This window comes from Paenibacillus terrae (assembly GCF_000943545.1).
Lineage (GTDB): Bacteria > Bacillota > Bacilli > Paenibacillales > Paenibacillaceae > Paenibacillus > Paenibacillus terrae_A.
Genome location: NZ_JTHP01000138.1, coordinates 1 through 7,139 on the forward strand (window position 1 = coordinate 1; position 7,139 = coordinate 7,139).

Sequence of the window (7,139 nt, forward strand, 5' to 3'; positions counted from 1 at the left end):
AGAACTGTCTCTTTTGGTGAGCTGGGGGACTTTTTCAGTGGCCTCCTCTACGGACGGACCATTTTTTTGGTTTTTAGGGGATATCCCAATTTTTTAGCCGTTTCAACAGTACTCTTAGCAAGGGATTCAAGTTCTTTCTGCCCCATTTTAAGTTGCAATCCTTTTTTCATACATCTTACCTCCTGTCAAACTAGTTTTATTGCATTAGTATGGTCAACACTGCGTTCTATTATACCTGGACGAGACATAGATTAAAGTAGGAACTAAGGAACGGAGTGCCTATATTACAGCCTTATTACTGGGGGGATATAATGTGACAGTAGAGCGTATCTCAACGCGAAAAGAAAGATCTGAATAAAAAAAAATCAATTGCTCCGTATGTACCGGATGTCTTTCGGGTATGGATTCATCGAATTGCAAGGCACCTAGAAATCCCAGAGGGTGAGATCGGTGTCTTACTGATAGATGCTGCGGTTCACAATGAGGATTGCATCAGATTTTTTAGCGCTTACTATAAGCGAAATTTTTCTTATGAGAATTCACTATTTTTAGGGAATGAATTCGCCGCTTCCATTGATGAATATATACAAATCACAGGGAATCGGGATCGTTTTAAAGTGAGGGTTGGTAAAACCCTATATAATCGGGTTGGGGAGTTTCAAATAGCATTAGGAACGCCGTATTTAGCCCATGCTACACATGCCTTGATTCGATACGCCCTGCATACAAAATGCATCGTACTACAGATAGCTCCAACACTTAATTATGATGCCTTGTTTAATAACGCCCCATTCCCTAGGCCTCATACTCAACTCAATGTTTCAGACCTTGCCTTTCCAAAAGGTTCATCCACCAAATCTAAAAAACTAAAGCCTGAATATAGCACAGCTTTATCAAAAGACCTAAGTGAACCAAAAACGGAGATTTTAAAAAGTGTTGAGGGTAGATTAGAGGGGCGCAGTGTGTGGAGTATATTACGTTAATTGAATAAAGAACGGGGTGATAACGTATGGTTATTGATTCGATCTATCAATGGTGGAAGGAAACATGGAGATACAGAGTCATCACATTTCGAATTAGTAGGGTGAGTCATTACCAACTGCAGATGATTTGTGACGCTATTAATAAAAGAGTCAACACGGAGTATGAAATTACGCCTGAAATGATTACAAGCCGGGTTATGGAGACGTTTATTGAAGAGGCATTTTCAGACAGCACAAATAGGATCGCAGAATGCATCGTACCTGAGCTGAAAAGAAAACGACGGCATATTAAATAAAAATGGAGAATATACCATCGAAACGCAAGTGTGTTGTTCTACTTAAATTGAATTGATCTGTTGAAAAGAGAGCACAAAAAGGTAAAATAATTTTTTCCTTGTCCAGCCGTAAATTCTCGCTGAAGGTACGTTTTTCAGCGAGATTAATAAATTACAAGAATCCTTGTTAAATTCAATACTGCCACAGCTGTTAACATCTGTACATCAGCGGGTTAGTATGAATCTGACTTTGATCGTTCCCATCTAACCATAGGTTATTTTTTGCATCGTGCAAAATCAATTTGTTAAAGATCCCACGTAAATCATTTTCTGCAGATGTCATCGTGTAGGATTGAGCATTAGGTACAACATCGAAAAAATATAAAACAGGGATAATTTCTTTTATGTGCTCGGTTTTTCCTATTTCTAAGGACTTAAATTTTTTATTGAAATCAACGATTCTAGCAAGTCCTATACTTTCCATTCCTTCAAAACGTTCGAAAAGAAAAATCTGTTTTGTTCCGTCACTTTTATCAACAATTATAATGTTGGGCGACCATCCTAATATTTTTTCATCGGAGGGCAACAGTTTTATGAAGTTTGGCTTTTGAGAACGTGTATCTGGCAACCCTAAAAATCCTTCCTCCTTCATTAGATAAAATTGCAAGTTTTTAAGCACTTTGTTCTGATGTTCTTCTCGTGAAAGTTCAGCTACTACTGCATGTTCTAAAGTTGAGTTGTTGGTAAGTCTGAAATTTATTAAGCCTGTGTAATGATTCATTTTGTTCAAAAAGGCATTCAAAACAGATATCCATCGTGTTGCTATATAGATTGCTGATGAATGGAAGACAATTGTATGAGGAGTCTCATTCATTTCGGAAAATGGTATTCCCTCAGAAATAACATCTAAGTAATCACGATAGGATTCAAATTTGTCTGCTAATTTTTCACCGCGTTCTGTAGACATATCAATTTCTATCCAATAATGATTTATGTCGTTAATTTTAAATTCTCCATCTGGTCGAAAGAACCTTTTCATCTTCCTCCCCTCTTTGACTAATGTAAATTCTCTCGAGGCATAACGATTATCAATAAATTCATAGTTGAATTGTTTTAGGGATGCATGATGCAACATTTGAATGTGAAAGTTTACAGATAGGTTATGATGCATAAATCTTTCAATTGAAGGTTTATAAAGATGATAATCAAAGTAGCCATAATCACCAGACCACCCACTAGCGAGGCTTGAGGAGTGCTCTTCTATCCCAAGTACTGTATATGCAAAATTTAAACCCTCTTGTGTGAGAAAATAGACCAATCTCATCGAATGTGGCGTCTTCATTGTAGTCACAAGATTCCTCTTAGCTAAATTATTACATAATCTAGCTATATATTTTGTTCGACCGCTATAACCGGCTACCTCATCCTTCTTATTTGTGATTTTTTTCGCCAACTCAGGTTGAATCATATATGTAATTTGCTCTGCTGTGCCGCTACGATATATGAATAAAGATGTTATGATGCTCAACTCAGTGTTATTAAAGTAGTAAACCCCTACGTTCGGCATAAAAAACCTTCCTTTCATAGAACCTAAAAAGGGCTCATATTCATGCGTTCCTTTGAACGTATTTATTCACGCTTCTTTTAACCCTCTATAATAATAAAATCAAACTATCAGATTCTAAATGAGAATTCAAGCATATCAAGCATTAGGACTATTTTTAAAGGTGTAATTAAAGGTGTAAAGTATGGTGGAATGTAAGGTGGTAGATCCACTTTAATTTCAACTTGTAATTCCACTTTCCATTCCACTTGAAAATACACCTTATATTCCACTAAGGACAATAGAGTTTTTAAAATTGAACAATGAATTCTGCAAGAAACCTATAGATAGGTAAATTTTCAAAGTCAGAGTTTAACTTAAGTTAAGTTAGCTTAAGTTAACTTAACTTAAGTTAATGCCCTGAATTTGTTTACTTGGCTTGCTTATACAGTATTTATCTTCTTTTTTATTATTTTGAGTTGTTTAGTGAAGTAGCATTCTTTTGCGCATACAGAAAATGAATCACCAATTCTTACTTCTGTTTAAGTATTAGCTTGACCATTACTTTTTAACGGCTTTAAAAATGCTCTCCATCAATTTGCGAGACGTTCAGAAGAATTGCTAAATTGAAATCCGATTGTTTAGGTTAGGAATGAGTTAAGCTTTTGGAGGACAAACAGCAAGTTGGTCCCCCTTTCTAGGGAAAGAATTTAGAAATAAATACTTATTAATCTAGTAAAATGATTTTAGAGGCAAAAATCATGAGATCGGAGCGTTTTAATAGCAAGAATTTTGAAGGGGAACGGCCAGGCGCCGGCCGGAAGAAAATCGGAACGTCTAAGCGGCTGAGTATCACGCTGCCGGATGAGAATTGGGAATGCATTGACGGTCTGATTGCATCGGGCTGGGTGGCTTTTTATGCGGAAAATTCCCGCGATCTGGACGATTCCTCTTTAACAAAAGAAGAAGCAAGTAAGAAATGCATCCGATACTTAAAAACAGCACGTGAATGACTGATCGTAATATTGTGGTCTTCCAAAGGTTGGCGCAGCACTTCTAGCACATGACGGTAAACTTATGCAACTCATCCAGAATTAAAATCCCTCGGTGTGCTAAACTGATTTCCCCTGGTTTGGGTATACCTCCCCGCTCGCCAAACCAGCACCAGAGATCGTATAATGAGACGAATGGAAGGGGATATTGATCAAATAGGACGATGACTCCTTCCACTTCAGTGCCGGTGACTTCAATCGCCTCCAATAAATATACCGTCTGGGAGGAGCCAGACGGTATATTTTGTAGTTCAAAAAGATGTGCTAGACTTTAATATCATCGTAAACTAGGCGTAGATCGACGATACCAAAACCAGCTTCCTCTCTTCCCTCCAAACCAGAAGCGTGTCCCTCCCCTGGAATCAGTGTTTCCTTCAACCAATTGAAGCTAGGGTTATCGGTTACCCAATCACTAAATGGTTCATTTGTTGAAGTCCCATTCTTTTTCTTGTAAATAAGTCGTATATCAACCACCCCGAACCCAGCTGCTTCTTTAACTTGCAGTCCAATAACCGTTTTATCATTGTCAACAAAAACAGACTTTATATTGTGAGCATGATTATTAGCTATCCATCCAGTCATTTGGCTTTCTTCGCTTGTAGTGGAATTTTGATTTCTGAAATGAAATCGAACGTCAACAACCCCGAATCCTGCCTGTTCGCATACTTCTATTCCTGAAATTTCATTGCCTTCTGGAACAAATATAGGTCCAACGGTGTGTCCCCGAGAGTTACCAGTGGCCCAATTAGAAAAATCCATTTGTTTTCCTCCCTTTTATTTTTAACAAATCATATTTTGGGTTTGCACCATGATATTCTTTCCTAATCCTTATGAGTTATTCGCTTAAAAACTGTAAACAAATGTTGTTTTCCGAGATTAGTAATCAGGTGTTTATCTATAGTAATTTATTATGTACTTGACTATGTTGCATAGGTTTAGTCAAGGTTCTGGCTATAGCCATCTAATTAAAGTAAAACTGTACATAATCAAGCGTGTCATTAAGATATTTAAATACACATTCATAGGGTATTACGATAATCTATTTTATGTTAACCACACAAGATAACGTTCGCAGCAGCCCTAATCTATAGAAAAAAACCTTTATATGTACTCTGTTAAATAAAAGAGTATATATAAAGGTAATGGTTGAAATTCTAAACATTTAATTTCGTTTTCTTTGCCCTTGCCAATAAGCGCATTGCCACATCTGACATATCTTTGTCTTCTGAGGACCCTGTAGTAATAAATTCGGTGGACATTACCTCAGGTTTGTTAGAATTTCCAGTAGTATGATTATTCTCATAATGATTTGTTTCCTTAGGTGGAGTTGCTGCTTGGGTGGTATTTGTAGGACTTCCACCCGAAGTGATATCTGCATTAATATGATTAAGGAGTCCTGCTGACTTTAATTTATTATATGCAATAGCATCTCTTAACATTGTCTCCATAAACTTGTTTTGACTTTCATGGCTATCTCGCAATAATTGATTTAGCTCGATGATATAATCAAACCCATTATTATCGGGAATACGGGAGGGGGTAAATGTAAACCCCTTCCCTCTTACAAATTGCTTCAGGTTGTGTTGTTCACTCATAATTTACCCCCTTTAAATACAAATACCCTTCCCTTTTTCGGTTGCTTGTTATTGGCTATTAATTTCCTACCATTTGAGAAACGAACGAATTTATAAGATAAGCGCGACTTGTGAAGTATTGAGCTTCCTCAATTACTTTGATATCGGGAAGTTTGTAAAACTCCATATTTCGGAAATAATAGTATCCGAATAATACTCCACCACCAACTAAATAAAAATTTCGTACATTTGCCGCTTTTGTATAAGAAAATAGTTTGAAGTTTTTGTCTACTTCTTGGGAATAGCTTTCCATATGTTTAAGAACTATTTCCGTTACGTCGACATCAACTACTCGTCCCCAGGAAATTTTAAATTTTGGTTCATATTTTTTGTCTTTTATCATTTGTTTCACTTGTGGCTTAACAACTTGATTTATAAATTGTTCACGATTAGAAAATGGTGATTCTATTTCAATGTTGTTCTCTTTCAAAAATGCATGAGTATCTTTAAAATCTTGAATTTCTGATATTTCTGCGATTATAGCATCGATAGTTTTGTTTGTACCAAATGTAAAATTCGTACTATTTATTCCATTAAGTCCGTCCTCTTGGAACAAAGCAACATCTGTTGTACCTGCGCCCAAGTCACCTAAAACATAGTCGTTTTCATCAAAATCTTTAGCGGTCGGTAGCTCAATAATCTTATTATTCACAATATCGTTTGTTAACGCTAAAGAAGTTGTAGCCCCCTCAATATTAACTTCACCGCCTGTAATGTTAATCGTAACAGTTTTTCCTAAAAATAAACCGTCTAAAAATTCAATTTTGTGTTCTCCCTTTATTTTTTCAAGGAATTCCCCGCCTCTCACTTTGAATTCCTCAATAGGAAGCCCACCTGCATAATGGTGAGTAACATAATATTCTTCTAAAGAAGCAGCCGCAATTGCAAGACCAGTTAATTCTGTAACAAAATGCATTTCACTTGAAAATTTTGGACCCCCATTAGGCTGTTCAACATCTTTCTTGTCACGTGCAAAGTTACCTACATAATAATAAGTACCTTTTATAGCCTTTGATTGTATGTAGACATGTAGCCGATCCGTCATAGAAACTTTATTGTTATTTTTTAGAGGATCTCCTTTCTCATCAGCCGGCGCTACCAGCGTAGCAATAGAAATACTTTGAATATTACCCTCTTGATTTATAAAAGATATTTTACCTGTTGTGTTCCCTGCGTCTGAACCTCCAAATAGATTAAAAGGTTTGTTTTCCAAATGTAAAACCTCCAATTTTGTGGTAATATTAACTTAACTTATGTTAAGTTAAGTTAACTCAATTAACTTAACTTATACCGATTATATCACAAAGAGGTTGAGAATCAAGTCAAAAAATATATCCTATACCCAAAATATATTCTACATATAGAAATCATATTCGAAAAAATGATTAAATTATAGAATATAATAGATAATTTATATAGCCTACATTTTAATTGTATTCTATATGTAGAATAGGAGATCGGATAGAAATGTGGAGCTATATTCTATAAAAAAAGAAAAGTATATTCTACATTAACGACCAATTGTTAATGTATTCTATATCATAAGTTATATTATAGAATGTATTTATAGGTGTAGATTTTATTTATATTCTATATTTATTTTTGGTTTTATATAGTAGAAGAAATATATTCTTTAATTAAATTATCGTCGT

General features: G+C 35.6%; 7 protein-coding genes and 1 pseudogene. 2 read left to right on the forward strand and 6 right to left on the reverse strand.

Annotation, left to right across the window (positions count from 1 at the left end; all coding sequences use genetic code 11):
• Nucleotides 1-47: 47 nt before the first annotated feature.
• Nucleotides 48-170, reverse strand: coding sequence for a hypothetical protein (locus tag QD47_RS33840; RefSeq protein WP_268794283.1), 123 nt, complete (start codon nt 168-170; stop codon nt 48-50).
• An 839-nt stretch (nt 171-1,009) separates the two neighbouring features.
• Between QD47_RS33840 and QD47_RS28960 the strand changes: the two genes are divergently transcribed.
• Complete coding sequence (locus QD47_RS28960; RefSeq protein ID WP_044649376.1) at nt 1,010-1,279, forward strand: hypothetical protein; 270 nt, start codon at nt 1,010-1,012, stop codon at nt 1,277-1,279.
• Nucleotides 1,280-1,469: 190 nt separating this feature from the next.
• Here the strand turns inward: QD47_RS28960 and QD47_RS28965 are convergent, their stop codons facing one another.
• Complete coding sequence (locus tag QD47_RS28965) at nt 1,470-2,825, reverse strand: replication-relaxation family protein (RefSeq protein WP_044649377.1); 1,356 nt, start codon at nt 2,823-2,825, stop codon at nt 1,470-1,472.
• A 737-nt stretch (nt 2,826-3,562) separates the two neighbouring features.
• Here QD47_RS28965 and QD47_RS32005 point away from each other — a divergent pair.
• A complete protein-coding gene (locus QD47_RS32005; RefSeq protein WP_044649378.1) occupies nt 3,563-3,814 on the forward strand; it encodes a hypothetical protein in 252 nt (83 codons plus the stop codon).
• Here the strand turns inward: QD47_RS32005 and QD47_RS31330 are convergent.
• The 4 genes and pseudogenes from QD47_RS31330 to QD47_RS28985 form a co-directional block, all read right to left on the reverse strand.
• Nucleotides 3,763-4,045: pseudogene (locus tag QD47_RS31330) on the reverse strand (ATP-binding protein); the annotation flags it as partial. The gene QD47_RS32005 and the pseudogene QD47_RS31330 overlap by 52 nt on opposite strands.
• A gap of 72 nt (nt 4,046-4,117) precedes the next feature.
• Entirely contained in the window at nt 4,118-4,612 is a 495-nt protein-coding gene (locus tag QD47_RS28975) for a hypothetical protein (RefSeq protein WP_044649379.1), read from the reverse strand.
• Nucleotides 4,613-5,007: 395 nt separating this feature from the next.
• Nucleotides 5,008-5,448 (reverse strand): hypothetical protein, encoded by a 441-nt coding sequence (locus tag QD47_RS28980; protein ID WP_044649380.1) that lies wholly within the window; start codon nt 5,446-5,448, stop codon nt 5,008-5,010.
• A gap of 58 nt (nt 5,449-5,506) precedes the next feature.
• Nucleotides 5,507-6,700 carry a ParM/StbA family protein gene (locus tag QD47_RS28985; RefSeq protein WP_044649381.1) on the reverse strand — a complete coding sequence of 398 codons (1,194 nt, stop codon included), beginning with the start codon at nt 6,698-6,700 and terminating at the stop codon, nt 5,507-5,509.
• Nucleotides 6,701-7,139: the final 439 nt, after the last annotated feature.